This window comes from Streptomyces sp. NPDC015220 (assembly GCF_043079345.1).
GTDB lineage: Bacteria > Actinomycetota > Actinomycetes > Streptomycetales > Streptomycetaceae > Streptomyces.
Window position 1 is genome coordinate 38953 of the sequence record NZ_JBIBUK010000004.1, and the last position, 15630, is coordinate 54582.

Genomic DNA, 15630 nt, shown 5'->3' on the forward strand with positions numbered 1-15630 from the left:
ATGTCACGACTGCCCACTCCGATCACCGTGTCCCAGCCGCCGGACAACCGGCGTGCCCTGCGCCGCCGACGCGTCCGTGAAGGCGCCATGGCATGGACGTTCGTCTCGCCCGCCGTCCTGATCATCCTCGGCCTCAGCGTGGTGCCCATCGTCTGGTCGCTGCTGCTCTCCTTCCAGGCCAGCGACCTCGTCACCCCGAGCCGTTGGGTGGGACTGGACAACTACCGCGCCCTCGCCCAGGACCCGCACTTCAGGCAGGCCCTGCGCAACACCCTGCTCTACACCGTGCTGTACGTGCCCGCGAGCATGGCGATCGGGCTGTTCCTCGCTCTCGCCCTGAACCGGCGCATACGCGTCGTCGGCCTCTACCGCACCCTGTTCTTCGTCCCGTTCGTGATCTCCGCGACCGCGCAGGGCGTGCTGTTCTCCTTCATCCTGGACCCGCAGTTCGGCGCGGCCAACGCCGTGCTGCACCACCTCGGCATCCCCTCCCAGGGGTTCCTCTCCGACCCGTCCCAGGCACTGCCCCTGCTGGTCGCGGTCAGCCTGTGGAGCGGCACGGGCTTCTGCCTGGTCATCTACCTCGCGGCGCTCCAGGACGTGCCGGCCTCGCTGGTCGAGGCGGCCCGGCTGGACGGCGCCGGCCGCCTCCAGCTCCTGCGCCACGTCACCCTGCCCACGCTCACGCCCGTCACGGTGTTCCTGCTGCTGTGGCAGACCATCCAGTCCCTCCAGACGTTCGACCTCGTGTACGTCACCACCAAGGGCGGACCCCTCGGTTCCACCACGGTGATCGTCTACTTCATCTGGGAGCAGGCCTTCAAGAACGCCACCGCCGGATACGGGGCCGCCTCCGCCTACGTCCTGGCCGTGGCCCTGGGAGTGATCGGCCTGGTCCTCCGGATCGTCCGCCGCCGCCCGCAGGGAGCCTCCGCATGACCGTCGTCTCCGCCCCGCCCGGCGCCGCGCAGGCGGCACCCTCCACCACCGAGCCCGACGTGCGGCGACACCGCCGGCGGCTGCCGTTCAGTCCCTGGCACCTGCTGCTCGCGCCGATGGCCCTGCTCTTCGCGGTGCCGCTGATCTGGCTGGTCCTCAGCTCGGTGATGAGCAACGCGGAGATCAACCGCTTCCCGCCGGCGCTGTGGCCCTCCCACATCGACCTGGGCGGCTACCGCTATGTGCTCGGCAACGCGATGTTCCCCCGCTGGCTGGCCAACTCCGCCATCGTCAGCCTGGTCACCGTCACCGCGAACCTCGTGCTCGGCACCCTCGGCGGCTACGCCTTCGCCCGGATGCGGTTCGCCGGCTCCCGGCTGCTGATGGGCCTGATGCTGGCCACGATGGCGGTCCCGTTCCAGCTCACGATGATCCCCACGTTCCTGGTCATGAAGCAGCTCGGCCTCATCGACACCCTCGGCGCGCTGATCGTGCCCTCCCTGGTCACGCCCTTCTCGGTGTTCCTCCTGCGCCAGTTCTTCCTCTCCCTGCCGCGCGAACTGGAGGAGGCCGCCTGGATCGACGGCTGCTCACGGCTGCGCCTGCTGTGGAAGATCGTGCTCCCGCTGTCCCGGCCCGCCCTCAGCACGGTCGCCGTCCTCACCTTCCTGAGCACCTGGAACGACCTGACCTGGCCCCTGATCGCCATCAACCACGACACCCAGTACACGCTCCAGCTCGGCCTGACGACCTTCCAGGGACAGCACCACACCCAGTGGGCCGCCGTGATGGCCGGCAACGTCATCACCGTACTGCCGGTCCTGCTCGCCTTCCTCGGCGCGCAGAAGGCGTTCATCCAGTCCATCACCTCCACCGGCCTCAAGGGCTGACCCCGTTCGCCGCCCCGACACCCCACCCAGGCAGGAAACTCCGCGATGCCGCACACCTTCGACCTGCTCGTCATAGGTGACGCCAACCCCGACGTCATCATCGGCCCGCTCGACACCCCGCTCGCCTTCGGCCAGCGCGAACAGCTGGTGCCCAGCGGCACCCTCACCATCGGGGGATCCGGCGCGATCGTCGCCTGCGGGGCCGCGCGCCTCGGCCTGAAGGTCGCCTTCGCCGGACGGGTGGGCGACGACGACGCCGGCCGCTACATGCGCGACCAGCTCGCCGCCCACGGCGTCGACACCGGGGCGCTGACGCTCGACACCGGCCTGGCCACGCCCCTGACCGTCGCGCTGACCCGCGGTGACGACCGGGCCGTCGTCACCTCCCCCGGCACCCTGGCCGCGACCACGGCCGACGATGTGCCGCCGGCCCTGCTGGGCGCCGCCCGGCACGTCCACTCCGCCTCCTACTTCCTGATGCCCCGGCTCGCGACCGCGCTCCCGGAACTCCTGCGCACCGCGCGCCACCACGGCGCCACCACCTCCGTGGACACCAACGACGACCCGGCCGGACAGTGGGAGCCCACCGGTCTCGACGCCGTCCTGGCCCACACCGACTTCCTGCTGCCCAACGCCGCGGAGGCCCGGCGGCTGGCCCGTACCGACACCGCCGACCCGGCCGAGGCCGCCGCGCGGCTCGCCGCCCGAGGCCCGGTCACCGTCGTCAAGAACGGCGCCGACGGCGCGCTGTGCCACGACGGCGAACGCCTCTTCACCACCCGGGGCATCACGGTCGAGCCGCTCGACGCGGTGGGCGCCGGCGACAGTTTCGACGCCGGATTCATCGCCGGTCTCCTCCACGAGATGCCCCTGCCGCGCGCGCTGCGCTTCGCCGCGGTGTGCGGCGCCCTGTCCACCCGAGCCCACGGCGGCACCGCCGCACAGCCCATGTGGGACGAAGCCCTCACCCGCCTTCCCGAGACCGAGGAGATCCCGGCATGACCACACCCAAGATCGTCTTCGTCGGCGCCGGCAGCGTCGTCTTCACCCAGGGACTGCTCGCCGACCTCTTCGCGTTCGACGAGCTGAAGTGCGCGCACATCGCGCTGCACGACATCGACGACGAGCGCCTGGCCACCGCGCACGCCGCCGCCGCCCGCATCGCCGAAACCCTCGGCGCCCGCCCCACCGTCACCGCGCACACCGACCGCCGCGAGGCCCTGGCGGACGCCGACTTCGTCATCAACATCGTGCAGATCGGCATGGGCGAGGCCACCCGCACCGACTTCGAGGTACCGGCCCGCCACGGAGTGCGCCAGACCATCGGCGACACCCTCGGCATCGGCGGCATCTTCCGCGCCCTGCGCACCTTCCCCTTCCTCGAGGAGCTGGGCCGCGACATCTCCGAGGTCTGCCCGCAGGCCTGGCTGCTCAACTACACCAACCCCATGGCCATGAACGTCCAGTACCTGACGCAGGCCACCGGCCTGACCCGGGTGGTGGGCCTGTGCCACTCGGTCTACTGGACCATGCGCGACCTCGCCGAACTGGTCGAGGTCCCCTACGAGGAGATCAGCTACCACGCGGCCGGCGTCAACCACCAGGCGTGGGTGCTGCGCTTCGAGCACCAGGGGAAGAGCCTCTACCCCAAGCTGGACGAGCTGATCGCGGGCGACGAGCAGCTGCGGCGCAGGGTCCGCGTCGACATGTACCGCAGGCTCGGCCACTACCCGACCGAGACCAGCGAGCACTCCTCCGAGTACGTCCCCTGGTACCTGCACCACACCAGCGAGGTCGAGCGCCTGCGGCTGCCGATCGGGGAGTACCTCAGGATCGTCGACGAGAACGTGGCCGAGTACGAGAAGACCCGCGACGCGCTGGCCGCCGGGGCCCCGATCCCCGTCGAGGGCACGATGGAGTACGCGCCCCAGGTCATCCACAGCATGGTCACCGGCACCCCGCGCACGATCTACGGCAACGTCCCCAACCGCGGTCTGATCGACAACCTTCCCGCGCACGGCGTGGTCGAGGTGCCGTGCCTGGTGGACTCGCTGGGCGTACAGCCCACCCGCGTCGGTTCCCTGCCGCCCCAGCTGGCGGCGCTCAACCGCACGTACCTCAGCGCCAACGACCTGGTGGTGCGGGCGGCGATCGAGGACGAGCCCCGGCACATCAGGCACGCCGCGATGACCGACCCGGCCACGGCGGCGACGCTGACGGTGGATGAGATCTGGCGCCTGTGCGACGACATGGTCACCGCCCACGGCGACCGCCTCCAGCCGGGCCTGCGCGGCCGCCTGGAACCCTGACCGGCCGCCGGCCGGGCAGCGGGCCCCGGCCGCCGCCGGGCCGGCGCGGTCGCCGCGCCCAAAGACGAGAGGGGGGCGTTCCGCCTCCGTCCGCCACATCGGCCTCCGGGTCCGAAGGCGTAGTCCCGTGCCGCACGGCTGCCCCGGTGCGGCACGGGCCTTCCCCCGCGCGATACCGGCCGCCGCGTGTGGTGGACCTCGCCGTTCCCGCGGGCCCGGACGCCGCCGGCCGGGTCGGTGCCGCCCCGGTCAACGAGCGGCCGTGTGCCCGGTGGACGCGCCTGGCTCGTCGAGAAGGGCGAGGAGGGCGCGTTCGGCGGGGGTGAACGGGGGACCGTCCAGGTGCGGACGCAGGGGGCCGATGAGGGCTGTCAGGAGTACGCCCGGCCTGACGAGGGACGTGGGCGGCGTCTTCAGTGCCAGGACGTCGGTCAGGGCGGTGGCCGCGTGGAAGGAACCGGTGGCGGTACGGGACAGGCGGCTGACGTAGCGGTGGAGGAGTCGGTCGAGAGGACTGGGCGCTTTGCCTTTCGTGGTGGAGAAGTGGATGTCCTGGCCGGTGCTGAGGGCCCACGCGCTGTCGACCGGACGGGCGATGGCCCGCTGAGCGCGGCGGGCCGATCCTGAGGTTGAGCCGGTGGCGAGGGCTTCGCGCAGGGCGAGGGCGCTTTGGGCGGCCACCGATATGCCTTGCGCGTAGACGGGGTTGAAGACCGCGGCGGAGTCTCCCAGGGCCAGCAGGCCTTCGGGCCAGGAGGGGAGGCGCTCGTAGTAGTGGCGCCGGTTGGCGGTGCTGTGGGTGACGCGGACGTCGCTGAGGGGTTCGGCGCGGGCGATCAGGTCGGCGATGACGGGGTGGCGCAGGGTGCGGGCGAAGGGTTCGAAGGCGTCCGCGTCGCGAGTGGGGTGTGCGCCGGGGGCTCCCATGAGGCTGACGTGCCAGCGGTCGTTCTCGATCGGCAGGATGCCGCCGGCGTTGCCGGGGCGAGGAAGGCGGGGATCGGCCTGCACTCCGACCACTGGCCAGTGGTGGGTGGGGACGGGGGCCCGGTAGATGCGGCTGGCGTAGGCGAGGCCGGAGTCGATGACGTCCCGGGCCAGGTCGCTGATGCCCAGGGTGGCCAGCCACCGGGGCAGCCGGGAGGTGCGGCCCGAGGCGTCGATGACCAGGTCCGCGTGGCGTTCCGCTCGGGTGCCGTCGGCGGTGCGCAGACGCACGCCGGTGATGGTGTGGCGGTCGCCGAGCAGGCCCACGACTCTGGTGTGGGGGCGGACCGTGATCCTGGGGTCGCTCTCGAGCAGTTGCTCGCGGACGATGGAGTCGATCAGGTCCCGGCTCGCCGTGATCACGTGGTGGGTGGCGCGCTGCCAGCGGCGGTACCAGCCCTCGGGAGCGTGGATGACCATGTTGGTGGTCACCGGTATGCGATGTGCTCCCACGGCCAGCAGCCGGTGCGTGGTGCCGGGCAGGAGGGCATCGATCGCCTCGGCGCCGCCGGTCTGAAGGAAGTGGATGTGTGCGGCCTGGGGGACGCCGGTGCGAGGCACGGGGCCTTCACCCAGTTCGTGGGCCTCGATGATTTCCACTGACGCGGCATGAGGCCTGACGGCTGCCGCGGCCAGCATGCCGGCGACGCTGCCACCGATGACGACAACACGGGCGGGGTGTAACCGCACGGTCTCCTCCAAAAAGTCTGCACACGCGCCGGAGATCACCGACCCCGGCGCACGGTGTGCGTTTCCACCAGCCCGCGATCGACTACGTCACCCGGCGCACGCCGCAGGCACAGCGGTGACCGTCCGCTGCCTCGGGCGCTGCCCGGCCCGGGAGGTCCGCCAGTACGTCGGGGCCGGGTCAGGATCCCGGCCGTGTCCGCGGGCCCACGAGACCTTGGTACAGGGCCCGCCGTTCCTGGGAGCCGTCCTCGGTCTCGGCCAGCGCGGCGTCCCACTGCGCTTTGATCTCGTCCAGGAAGACGCGCCAGTCCCCGCTGGCGTGGGACCTGCCCATCTCCCCCAGCTCGACCAGGCGTTCGTTCTTGCCCAGTCCGCCCGAGCCGACCTTGTCGCCCTTGTGGCCGTGCAGGACCGACTCCGGGTTGGCGGTGGCCTCGGTGGAGCGGAAGTCGTGCTGGTAGCCCACCGGACTGGTGGCGTGCGGCGCGAGGGTCTCGATGCCGATCTGCAGCGAACCGTCCTTCCTCGTGGTCGGCCGGTGGTGGACCAGCAGCATGTGGCCGTGCGACCCGTTCGGCAGCACCACGTCCCCGTTCCAGTCCTTGGAGCCGAGGCCGCCGCCGGAGATGTTCTGTCCCCACAGGTCCGGGCGGTCGGCGCCGACGGACACCATGTTGGTGAGCGACGCCAAGGGTCCGCCCTTCTCCTTGAACGCGCCGGGCTTGCCCTCCTTGTTGGTCCCGATGGAGGTACGGTGCGTGGCGAAGCCGCGGTCGACGACGTCCCCCGCTCGGGCGTTGGTGCGGTCGTCCTGGGTCACGCCCAGGAACTCCGGCAGCGAGTAGGCCGGTGCGTCCGCGGAACTCAGCGCGGGGATACGGATGTTGACCCGTCCCCCATGGGCGAGGGCACGGATGACGTCCTTCTCGTAGTCGGCCACGTGCGCGCCGGCCTTCGGGTCGTACAGCTTCAGCCCGTTCTGCAGGATGAGCAGCACCTTGGTGAGCATCTCGCGGGCCCGCACGTCCTGCGCCGCGTAGTCCGGCGCGGTGCTCCTGCCCTTGCCCTTGGCCGTCGTGGGGCCCGTCGCGGGGATGCCGTCCGGGTGCAGGCGCTCAGGTGGTATCCCGGCGGGGTGCAGGGTGTCGACGGCCGTCTCCCGGATCTGCTGGTCGCGCTCCCGCTCCAGGTCCCGCTTCTCCTCCGCGGAGGTACCGGGCGACTGGGTGAGCATGAACCGGCCGAGCGTGTAGTCCGGCGAGATCGGCGTGGCCCGGCCCGCCTCACGCACGGCCGGGTGGTTGGCGCGGACGGCCAGGGTGGCCGTGAGCACGCGCTTGCCCGCGGGAAGCGTCAGCCAGTCGTCGAACCGGCCCTTGGTATAGCTCTCGGCCTGCTCGTAGGTGCCGATGCCCACCTCTTCGAGCCACCGCTGGTTCGCCTCGGAGAGGTGCTTGATGTCGTCCAGGTCCTGGTTGCTGAACACCTCGCCGCGCATGACCCGCCGGTCCAGGGTCTTCCTGAGCCGGGCCGGCCCCATGACCATCCACTGCTCGGGCCACCAGGTGCCCGGTGCGAAGACGTTCTTCTTCATCTTGTTCTGGACCGTGTGCTGTTCGATCGACTGGCTCAGGCGGGCGATGGCCTCCGCCCCCGTGGCCTGCTGCTCGGCGGCGCCGTCCTCGGTCGACGCGCTCTGGCGCGCCCGCTGGACGGACGCCGGGCCGGCGTGCGGGCGCGCGTGACCGTGCTCCGCGTCCTCATGCGGGTGTCCGTGCTCGGCGGGCAGGCGCTGGACGGGCGCCGGGGCGCCCATGACCCGCTCGGCCGCGGTCTCCGCCCGGCGTTCGCCCTGGTCACTCGGGTGCGAGATGCGCAGGCCCGCGCCGTTGTCGGTGGCCGGTACGGGTCCCGCCGCCTGGTCGAGGGTGTGCGCCAGTTCGTGCGCCCAGTCCTTCTTGGACATCCCCCCGCCGTCGACGATGTGCGCGCCACTGGTGAACGCCCTGGCCTCGACCGCGGCGGCCGCCCGCTGCGCCACGGGACCGTCGTGCACCTGTACGCCGCTGAAGTCGGCGCCGCCGAACCGCTCTTCCATCTCGCCGCGCAGCGTGGGGTCGAGGGGCCGCGCCGGCGACCGCAGGCCCTCGTCCACCGCGGCCCGCTGCGCCTGGGCCTGGCCGGCGGCCTCGGTTTCCCGGCCGGCTCCGGCGGACGAGGAGGTGGCCCCGTCCGCGGCCACGCGCTGCAGATGCCGCACCCACGCACTGCTCATGGTCGTCGGTGGTTGTGTCCGGCGCGTAGTGCCCGATGTCCGTTCGCCGGCCTTCCGGTGCTCCCGATCGACGGAGTGCACAGGCGGTCCTCCCTGGCGACTAGGCTGCCTTGCCCACCCGTTGTAGGCGAAGACCGCGTCCCGGAGGAAGGGCCTAAGGGGCAGGATCCGGTGTCCCCGGGGCCTCGTCCCCGGGAGCCGCTGGCTTTCCCAGCAGTCGTACGACGGCGGCGTTGCCCACTGCGCACTGGAGATGGGCCAGGCGCGCGGCCACGGAGACCTCCGGAGCGGGCCGCGTGATCGTCCTGTGTGCACCGGCCGGGCCCTCATGCCGCGCCCCGGTCCTGGCCGTCGAACCCTCCATCGCCCTGCCCTCCACCGCGCCCCCACCGTGCCGCGCCCACCCTGTGGCGCCTGGTCGGCCCGCTTGCCGACCAGGATGCGCCGCCTACCCGTTGTAGGCGAATCCGCGCCCCGGAGGAAGGGGCGGAACCCCTTGGCCGATGAACCGGTCGCGTGGGAGGCGGACCGGCCCGCCTTCGACACCGCCCCGGCGCTGCGGCGCCGCGGGCAGCAACGGCGGGCCCCCGGCGGCAGGTGATCGCGCAGCTCGCCCCCGCACACCGGGCGGTTATCGCGGGGGCATCGCGCACGGGCGTGGCGCCGCTTCGCGGCGCGACCGGCCCCGTGCATGGGAATGGCCCGCCATTGGATCGGCGGGCCATTCCCAGTATGCGCATACCGCTCCGTCAAGAATTGACGGGGCGGCTCAATCACCGAGTTCGGTCTCGACGTGGCCGGTGATGGCCGATGTCTGGTTCGCGGAACACGTCACCGTGGACCATCCAGACACATGGACATCTTCATCAGGCGGGCAGCTTCGGGGTGGTCCAGCAGGACCCTGCGGAGGGTGCCCAGGATGTCGTCCCTCACCTCGCTCGCCGGCCACCTGCCCACGCCCGCCCGGATCCTCGACGCCCTCGTGGCAGCCCTCGGCGTCCCTGCCGTCGTTCTTCGGAGCCGGCGCACGGTCGGCAGCCCGAGCCGAAAGCCTGGTCAGGCACGGCCGGGCGAGGGATCCGGTCCGCGTCCAGGACCGCGTGCTGTCGAGGCGTGAGCGGACCTGGTGACCAACTGTCACCAGGTCCGCGGCACGGGATCAGCGTCTGCGGGCCCAGCCGGAGCCGATGCCGGCCACGTGCAGGGCCAGAGCGGTCAGTCCGAGCAGCATGACGTTCGTCGAAGAGAACACATCATTGGTACTGAGATCTGCGGCGTTGATCAGGAATGAAACGAAGAACAGCACTGCCGCGACTATGCCGAGCATGAGCCAAGCTCCTCTCACGAAGGGTGAAGCCCGTATGCCCCGCCACGGCCCCGGCAGACGTACGACCGCGCCTCCAGCGCCACTGGGCCCGTCGGCGCGGACCGGGGCGGATCGTCGTCGGCGAGGCCGAAGCCGGCGCGGGCGTCGTCACTGCCGACGGAGCCGCAGGGAACACAGTCTCGTTTCCGCACCGTTGACTGCGCCGGCACGGTCGATGTGTGGCCATCCAGCGCTCGGCCGTCCGAGACTCGTCCCAACGGTGAGGTGTGGTGATCACGCGGTGAAGGCGGTGCGCTCCCACGAAGACGGCGGGATCGACGCGCTGCGGGCGGCGTCGATCGCTCGCGGTGCAGCTCGCGCGGCGGTGCGGCCCCACCGTGATCGGGCCGGCGAGCGAACGGGACCACGCCTGGTCGAAGGATCGCGGTGTCGTCCCCGTCGTGTACGGGGAGGGCGTGGCCGAGCGGATCCGGCAGGCGTTCGGCGGGAGGGTCGACGCGTTCATCTACACGTCCGGTGCCGGCTTCTTGGTTCGGCCCGCCGGCAGTCGGCATGACACATTTCGCCGCTGCTTTCACGGTCACAGCCCGCCGGCCGGACCCCCTCCCGCGTGCGCCGGTCCCTGCCACCTCACAGGTGTCCCGGCCGTCACCCGAAAGTGTGCAACGACCGGCGACCACCTCGTCCCGCTGCCGGGCCCGGTCAGGCGAAGACCTCGCCGCCCGGTCGTGTCGGGGGGCCGGGTCGTGTGCAGCGCCGGGCCGGCCTTCCCGCACCTCTGCGCAGGAAGCGGTTCGCGCCCTCGACAGGGCGAGCCCGGCATGCGACTGGACGCAATCGGCGCATGCGCCGTTAGCGCCGACCTTGACCGGGTCACTCATGAGGTGATCCGCCGAGAGAACGGAAATGGTGACCATGGGTGACGCGCAGAACGACCATGAGCAGGCCGCGCGCCTGCCCGAGGGCGACGTGGTGGCGGTCCTGCTGGGGCAGCACGGCCGGATCAAGGAGCTCTTCGGCCAGGTGAAACAGTCCGGTGGGGAGGCCAGGAAGAACGCGTTCGACGAGCTGAGGTCGCTGCTCGCGGTCCATGAGACCGCCGAGGAGATGATCGTGCGACCGGTTTCCGCCGACACCGCGGGCAAGGCGGTGGCCGACGCCCGCAACGCGGAGGAGGCCGAGGCCAACAAGGTCCTCGCCCAGCTGGAGAAGATGGATGTCAGCAGCGCCGAGTTCGAATCGCTTCTGGAGCGGTTCGAGCAGTCCGTCCTCCAGCACGCGGAGAAGGAGGAGACGGAGGAGTTCCCGGCCGTACGCGCCGGTTGTTCCGAGGACCAGTTGGAGAAGATGGGCCGACGGCTGCTGGCGGTGGAGAAGGTGGCGCCGACGCATCCGCACCCCATGGCTGCCGGCTCCCCCACCGCGCAGTGGATGACCGGTCCCTTCGCCTCCATGGTCGACCGGGTCAAGGACGCGCTCAGCAAGAGCTGACGCGGCACGATGGGCCTCGTCCGGTGGCAGAACGGCAGCCCGTCGGCCTTGAGGTACGCCCGCAGCGACGGCCAGGCCCAGTACCCGCCGGGCAGTGTGCCCGAGCCGCTCGGTGCACGGTTCGCCGCCACCCCCGAACGGGCCTGCGCCGGCTCGGCGAGCCCCTGTCTCGACTGCCTCGCCCAGCACGCGGCGATCTCATCGAGGGCGTCCCGCTGCCCTCAGGTGCGTACCGTGTCCGCGTTCATCTGGCATGGCGCGGTGATACCCGGGGGGCGGGACGGCGTGGACGACGCTGTTGGTCGCCAGCGTAGAGGCGTTCCGCGGCGGCGAGGTCGTGTGAGGGCCGGGTGATGCGGACGCCCGTCATCCTCCGTCCGGAAACGGGTGGCTCGGCCGGTTCCTGGGGCGGGTGGCTCGTCCGGTCCCCGGGGGTGGACGGCTGCGTGGCGCTCACTTCCGGTCCTCACTCCGGTGGGCGACGGCGGAATAGCCGGTGCTCCAGGTGCGGTCGAGGAAGTCGGCGATGAGCGGGGCGATCTCGGCCAGGTGTGTCTCCAGGGCGAAGTGGCCGGTGTCGAAGAGGTGGAGTTCGGCGTCGGGGAGGTCGCGCAGGTAGGCGCGGGCTCCGGCCTCGGTGAAGAACGGGTCGCCGACGCCCCAGGTGATGAGGGTGGGCGGGATGCGCGTACGCAGCCAGGACTGCCACTGGTCGTAGCGCTCCAGGTTGGACCGGTAGTCGAAGGCCAGCGCCACCTGAGCGTCCTTGCGGCCGGGAAGGTCCAGGAAGTGCTGGTCGAGGGTCCAGCCGTCGGGGGCCAGCAGTTCCGGGGCGGGGACACCGGTCTCGTATTGGCGGCGGGTGCCGGGCAGGGTGAGCAGGTCGCGGACGGTCTTCTCGGCGCCCGGGGTGTCGGGACGCAGCGCGATGAAGGCGCGGGCCGCGTCCGACAGGCCCTGCTGGTAGGCGTTTCCGTTCTGCACGACCAGGCCCGCGATCCATTCGGGGTGCCGCTCGGCGAGGCGGAAGCCGACCGGGGCGCCGAAGTCGAACACGTACATCGCGAAGCGGGTCAGGCCCAGTCGGCGCACGAGGCCTTCGGTGATGCCGGCGAGGCGGTCGAAGGTGTGGACGAAGCCGGGCGGGGCCTGGGTGTGGCCGAAACCCGGGTAGTCAGGGGCGATCAGGCGGTAGTGGGAGCCCAGGACGTCGATCAGACGGCGGAACTGGTGCGAGGCCGAGGGGAAGCCGTGCAGCAGGAGAAGCACAGGTGCGTCCGGGCGGTCGGGAACCGACTCGCGGTAGAAGACACGGACGCCATCGACCTCGAGATGTCGGTGGACGGTGCGGGCGACCGGTAAAGCCATCACAGCTAATCCCTTCACATGCTGATGATGCATTAGATGTACCGTCCGATTGACTAACGGGTCAAGTTCTTTGGATACCATTAGAGACATGAGTGGTCCCGTTCACTTGACCGGGGAGCCGCTGGCTCTGGATCTGGTCAACACCCATCCCTCCGTCGGTGACCTGCTGACCGGCCCGGACGAGCTGCGTGCCTGGCTGCTCCTGGAGGCGGACCGGTCTCCCGAGGCACGAGAGTTCGCCGCCGCAGAACTCACCGACGCCGCCCTGGAAGCCGTGCGCGGAGTCCGCGCGCACACGGCCCACGCGCTCGACCGCGTCCGCCGCGGCGAACGGCCCCCGTCAGGAGCACTGGACGCGCTCACCCGAGCCCAGGGCGCCGCGCCCGCCGTCCGCGAACTGCACTGGAACGGCACCACGGTCACCGCCACCCGCCGCCGCACCGGACCGACCGTCGCGCAGTTGACGGCCTGGCTGGCTGAGGCCGCCGCCGACCTGCTCACCGATCCGTCGGTCGCCACGGTCCGCCAGTGCGCGGCCGAGGATTGTGTCCTGCTGTTCCTGCCCGCGCATCCACGCCGTCGCTGGTGCTCAGCCGCCCGCTGCGGCAACCGCGTCCGCGTCGCCCGCCACTACCGGCGCCACCGCTCCGCCTGACCGCCTCGGTCGACTTGGGCCATGGCCCACTTCCCCCGAGACGCCCGGTCACCGTTGTGACGGCGCGTCGCGACCGGCACTCAGGTTCTGGCCGACCGGTGGAATCGCTCCGGAAGGGCTGACCCGCGCGGCAGGTGGACCAGGGGTGCGGATACGGTCCACCTCGCGGCGCGACTCCAAAGCTCGGTGCGCCGCGACAGGGAGGGAATGAATGCGCACAACACTGCTCCGGCGCCTGGCTTCCGTGGCCACGACGTTGGGGCTTGCCTCGCTCGGCCTGGTCAGTGCGGGCGCCGCACCTGCGCAAGCCGCGGTCAGCGACTGCCCTTCGGGGTACTTCTGCGCCTGGAAGGACGACTACGGCACAGGCTCGAAGATGTTCAAGGCGAACACGAGCAAGGCGACGCTGGGCACGTGGGACAACAGCTTCCGCACGGTCATCAACCGCTCATCCTTGATCGCCTGTCTCTACGACGAGCCCGACTACGGTCTCAAGCACGGGTACAGCACCTTCCAGCCCCGGGAGACCTACCCCACCAGCATGGACCCGGACTTCAGCTCGCTGAAGCTCGTCCGCACCGTGCGGGAGTGCGAAGGGCCCGCCTACCCCTACTGGTACGCGGCGACCGCGCCCAAGTCGTCCGGCTTCGGCGATATGAACGCCGACCGGAGGCCGGACCTCCTGGTCCGCGACAGAGTCGGGCGCCTGTGGTTCCTGCCCGGTGACGACACCGGCCGTCTGGTCGGCTCCGGTGGCTGGAACGGGATGAACGCCCTCACCCGGCACGGTGACTTCAGCCGCGACGGCCGCGAGGACGTCATCGCCCGTGAGGCGTCCACCGGGAGGCTGTGGCTCTACCCCGGCACCGGTTCGGGCGGTCTCGGCGCGCGCAAGCTGATCGGCAGCGGCGGCTGGAACGGCATGTCCAAGATCACCGCGTTCGGCGACCTCTCAGGGGACGGCCGAGCCGACCTCGTCGCCGTGGAGAAGTCCACGGGCAGGCTGTGGCTCTACCCGGGTACCGGTTCCGGTGGTCTCGGCACGCGCAAGCTGATCGGCAACGGCGGCTGGAACGGCATGAACGCCCTGGTCGGCGCCGGGGACATGAACAGTGACGGCCGCCCTGATCTGATCGGCCGCGAGGCGTCCACCGGCAAGCTGTGGCTCTACCCCGGCAGGACCGGGTCCATCGGGTCACGCGTGCTCATCGGCAACGGCGGCTGGAACGCCATGAGTTCTCTCACTGCCGTCGGCGACTGGTCGGCCGACGGCCGTGCGGACCTTCTCGCGACGAGCGGCGACTGGCTGGTCCAGTACCAGGGGCTGGGCACGGGCGGTCTGCGGCCGGGTGAGCGGAACAACGCCACCTGGTGGGGCCTGGACAGCGGCGCCTTCTGATCCACCCCGAGGGCCTTCGCTTCCGGGCGAAGGCCCTCGGAGGGGCCGTGGTCGTTTGCCGCCGCCCGGTCTGGGCGACCGTGCCGGTGTCGCCGGCGGTGCCGTGCGTGAAGGTGGTCTTCTCGCCGTCGGCGTCGGTGGCGTCGGACGACGCCTCGCCACCGGCGACCGTCTGCCGATGGTCGACTGCGGGACCGCCTGTGAGCGCGCCGGTGTCTCTGGGGGGCGTGGGACTTGCGGCGCGGGTGTGGTTGGAGAGCACGAAGTCGGGGTCCGGATCACCGACTCGAGATTGCTGCGGTTGCGGAAAGCGTGATCGGTGACATTGCCCGGCGTGGTGCCCGAGCCCATGGCGTCGGTGGTCGAATCTCGGCGCGTGTCCTCGTCACCCGCGCGGCCCGCACGTCCCACAACCTGATGCCGTCCTGGGGCGTCGGCGACGCGGGAGCGCGGCCGACCGGGCCGGCCACAGCCGACGTGCCGTCCGCCATCGGCTTCCCCGGCCAGGCGGGAAGAGCGTGAGCCGCCGCGTGCGCGGATCCCGGATCCGTATGCCACGTACCCCTGCCCGGACGGTCGGACAACCGGCAGTCGACTTCCACGGCCGTGGAGCGGCAATCCGCTCCACGTCGACCACCTGCGGGTTTCACATTATGAGCACAACTGCTCCACGTCTGTTGCACATTATGGACCTTGGGTCGCTTACCGGGCACGGCCCTTGCGCGACCGGTCATGTCCGGTGAAGATCACCGTTCGAAGCTCACCGCCCTACGGCTGAGCCCCACCGACCCCGTGCGTCTCGTCGGTGCCCCGGTCTTTCGTTCACCCTCGTCGCCTCATTGGGGGAGTGCCGTGCGTCCTCGTGCGTTCCGTGGTCCCCTCGCCCTGCCCGCCACGGGTGCGGGCGCCGCCGTAGCGGCGTCGGCCACCGCGGCGAGCGGATCCGACGCGGCCCGCCCCGGCGATGCCCCAAGCGGCTGTCCACGCCGACCGCGAACTCCGGGCGATGTGCGCCCCGGTGCGCGCTTACGCCGCGGACGCCGACACGTGGCCCGACGTCGGCGACTCGACAGAGCGCTCACGTGAGCTACGACGTCACCCGCTACACGACCGACGGCGACACGACCCCGGCCACGCCGACGGTCACGCGGGACGGCGACGGCGCCAGAGGCGACGGCACCGCCAAGTCCCCCTGAGCCACGGAGCCGACGGCGACCGGCAAAGGCGCGTCGTCCGCGGCGGCAACCACCGTGGAGTCCCGTCCGCGAAGGCGGCGGACGGCCGGTCAGGCCAACCGCAC

At 71.4% G+C, this 15630-nt stretch carries 11 protein-coding genes and 1 pseudogene; 8 read left to right on the forward strand and 4 right to left on the reverse strand.

Annotated features, from left to right (window positions below; translation table 11 throughout):
• From ACF061_RS11760 to ACF061_RS11775, 4 genes are read left to right on the forward strand one after another with little or no spacing between them, the layout of a single operon-like run.
• A complete protein-coding gene (locus ACF061_RS11760) occupies positions 1-939 on the forward strand; it encodes a carbohydrate ABC transporter permease (protein WP_392266677.1) in 939 nt (312 codons plus the stop codon).
• Positions 936-1829, forward strand: coding sequence for a carbohydrate ABC transporter permease (locus ACF061_RS11765; RefSeq protein ID WP_392266678.1), 894 nt, complete (start codon positions 936-938; stop codon positions 1827-1829). The genes ACF061_RS11760 and ACF061_RS11765 overlap by 4 nt, the downstream gene beginning before the upstream one ends.
• A 45-nt stretch (positions 1830-1874) precedes the next feature.
• Positions 1875-2831, forward strand: a complete 957-nt coding sequence (locus tag ACF061_RS11770; protein ID WP_392266679.1) for a carbohydrate kinase family protein — start codon at positions 1875-1877, stop codon at positions 2829-2831.
• Entirely contained in the window at positions 2828-4138 is a 1311-nt protein-coding gene (locus ACF061_RS11775) for an alpha-glucosidase/alpha-galactosidase (protein ID WP_392266680.1), read from the forward strand. The genes ACF061_RS11770 and ACF061_RS11775 overlap by 4 nt, the downstream gene beginning before the upstream one ends.
• A gap of 249 nt (positions 4139-4387) precedes the next feature.
• On the opposite strand, the gene ACF061_RS11780 is transcribed toward ACF061_RS11775, so the two are convergent.
• From ACF061_RS11780 to ACF061_RS11790, 3 genes are all read right to left on the reverse strand, one after another.
• Complete coding sequence (locus ACF061_RS11780) at positions 4388-5815, reverse strand: NAD(P)/FAD-dependent oxidoreductase (protein ID WP_392266681.1); 1428 nt, start codon at positions 5813-5815, stop codon at positions 4388-4390.
• A 178-nt stretch (positions 5816-5993) separates the two neighbouring features.
• The gene (locus tag ACF061_RS11785) at positions 5994-8090 is read right to left on the reverse strand and encodes a DUF4157 domain-containing protein (RefSeq protein WP_392266682.1); all 2097 of its coding nucleotides are present in this window, start codon (positions 8088-8090) and stop codon (positions 5994-5996) included.
• A gap of 1159 nt (positions 8091-9249) precedes the next feature.
• Complete coding sequence (locus tag ACF061_RS11790; RefSeq protein WP_199808327.1) at positions 9250-9417, reverse strand: hypothetical protein; 168 nt, start codon at positions 9415-9417, stop codon at positions 9250-9252.
• Between the two features lie 915 nt (positions 9418-10332).
• Here ACF061_RS11790 and ACF061_RS11795 point away from each other — a divergent pair.
• Complete coding sequence (locus tag ACF061_RS11795; RefSeq protein ID WP_392266683.1) at positions 10333-10908, forward strand: hemerythrin domain-containing protein; 576 nt, start codon at positions 10333-10335, stop codon at positions 10906-10908.
• Between the two features lie 60 nt (positions 10909-10968).
• Positions 10969-11115: pseudogene (locus ACF061_RS11800) on the forward strand (AraC family transcriptional regulator); the annotation flags it as partial.
• 246 nt (positions 11116-11361) lie between these two features.
• On the opposite strand, the gene ACF061_RS11805 reads toward ACF061_RS11800, so the two are convergent.
• Entirely contained in the window at positions 11362-12276 is a 915-nt protein-coding gene (locus ACF061_RS11805) for an alpha/beta fold hydrolase (protein ID WP_392266684.1), read from the reverse strand.
• A gap of 88 nt (positions 12277-12364) precedes the next feature.
• Here ACF061_RS11805 and ACF061_RS11810 point away from each other — a divergent pair, with 88 nt between their 5' ends.
• Together ACF061_RS11810 and ACF061_RS11815 are read left to right on the forward strand one after the other, a co-directional pair.
• Positions 12365-12931, forward strand: a complete 567-nt coding sequence (locus ACF061_RS11810) for a CGNR zinc finger domain-containing protein (protein ID WP_392266685.1) — start codon at positions 12365-12367, stop codon at positions 12929-12931.
• A gap of 211 nt (positions 12932-13142) precedes the next feature.
• Positions 13143-14330, forward strand: a complete 1188-nt coding sequence (locus ACF061_RS11815) for an FG-GAP-like repeat-containing protein (RefSeq protein ID WP_392266686.1) — start codon at positions 13143-13145, stop codon at positions 14328-14330.
• Positions 14331-15630 lie beyond the last annotated feature (1300 nt).

Bases quoted from the DNA above. Each gene is read 5' to 3' on its own strand.
- ACF061_RS11760 (WP_392266677.1), top strand. From the start codon at position 1: ATGTCACGACTGCCCACTCCGATCACCGTGTCCCAGCCGCCGGACAAC.
- ACF061_RS11765 (WP_392266678.1), top strand. From the start codon at position 936: ATGACCGTCGTCTCCGCCCCGCCCGGCGCCGCGCAGGCGGCACCCTCC.
- ACF061_RS11770 (WP_392266679.1), top strand. From the start codon at position 1,875: ATGCCGCACACCTTCGACCTGCTCGTCATAGGTGACGCCAACCCCGAC.
- ACF061_RS11775 (WP_392266680.1), top strand. From the start codon at position 2,828: ATGACCACACCCAAGATCGTCTTCGTCGGCGCCGGCAGCGTCGTCTTC.
- ACF061_RS11785 (WP_392266682.1), bottom strand. From the start codon at position 8,090: ATGAGCAGTGCGTGGGTGCGGCATCTGCAGCGCGTGGCCGCGGACGGG.
- ACF061_RS11790 (WP_199808327.1), bottom strand. From the start codon at position 9,417: ATGCTCGGCATAGTCGCGGCAGTGCTGTTCTTCGTTTCATTCCTGATC.
- ACF061_RS11795 (WP_392266683.1), top strand. From the start codon at position 10,333: ATGGGTGACGCGCAGAACGACCATGAGCAGGCCGCGCGCCTGCCCGAG.
- ACF061_RS11805 (WP_392266684.1), bottom strand. From the start codon at position 12,276: ATGGCTTTACCGGTCGCCCGCACCGTCCACCGACATCTCGAGGTCGAT.
- ACF061_RS11810 (WP_392266685.1), top strand. From the start codon at position 12,365: ATGAGTGGTCCCGTTCACTTGACCGGGGAGCCGCTGGCTCTGGATCTG.
- ACF061_RS11815 (WP_392266686.1), top strand. From the start codon at position 13,143: ATGCGCACAACACTGCTCCGGCGCCTGGCTTCCGTGGCCACGACGTTG.